General features: G+C 45.0%; 2 protein-coding genes. Both read right to left on the reverse strand.

The genetic code is table 11. The annotated features are described in order from the left end of the window. On the reverse strand, positions 1 to 292 hold a 292-nt coding region (locus tag A3762_RS22990), incomplete at its 3' end, for a DUF6160 family protein (protein WP_231878906.1). A gap of 3 nt (positions 293 to 295) precedes the next feature. Further along, positions 296 to 832, reverse strand: a complete 537-nt coding sequence (locus tag A3762_RS22995; RefSeq protein WP_068483404.1) for a DUF6160 family protein — start codon at positions 830 to 832, stop codon at positions 296 to 298. Positions 833 to 872 lie beyond the last annotated feature (40 nt).

Consider the following 872-nt stretch of genomic DNA (forward strand, 5'->3'; position numbering starts at 1 on the left):
GTGACAGCGTTCCATCTTCCAAGATGTCGACAAGAATCTGCATCTTAAGAAAATCATCACTTCCTCCAGAACCACCAATACGCAAACCCTCAAAAGCTATACCATTACCGTCATCGAAGTAAGCAAACTCTTGAATCGTGGTATTACTCTCTAGATTTAATGTGATACCTGACTGCCCACTAACTCCCGACAAGAAGTCATCTTCTAAAGCTTGCATTTCGGCATAGGCAGGCACCGCTAATGAGAGGGCAAGCATTAAAAAAGTAAAGGGGGATAAGGTTACTATGCGCATGGTTTAATCCGTTGGAAACACTAACAAATTACCTTTTAGTGTCGCTTCACCACTCATTTCAACCCCGTAAAGGTCGAGCTGCTGAAACCCCGGATCAGACGGGCGCTCCGTTGCACTACCCGCTAAAGTAAACTGGAAGTCATCAAACCGAATTGTTCCCGGCAAACCAATCTCTAGTACTTCACGATTGAATAAAGCACCATCACCACCAAATCCAGAATCAATATCACGAATCTTCATAGTGAGCCCTTCAAAGGCAATACCGCCTCGAAGGTTGTCAATCACAAACCAGCCACCATCCTGCTCTGTTTGCAAGGCAATACGCGCCCCACACGATTTAGTCGCGTCGGTGCACGCACCAAAATAATTATCAGAAAGCGGACCACCGTTCTCGTTAATCGAGATGTCACCACTTAGGTACACTCCACTTTGTCCAGTGACTTCGGACAAGTCGCCATCATCAATAGACTTCATTTCTGCCATAACGGGGAAGCAAGCAGTCGTGAATACAAACAGTAGTGTTCTAGAAAGAATTATCATGGCGTCAAATCCCTAAAACGAACATCTAGGTGTTGAATAA

Source organism: Oleiphilus sp. HI0125 (assembly GCF_001635355.1).

What these genes read in the sequence shown, in the direction of transcription:
- A3762_RS22995 (WP_068483404.1), bottom strand. Translation starts at nt 832, where the DNA reads ATGATAATTCTTTCTAGAACACTACTGTTTGTATTCACGACTGCTTGC.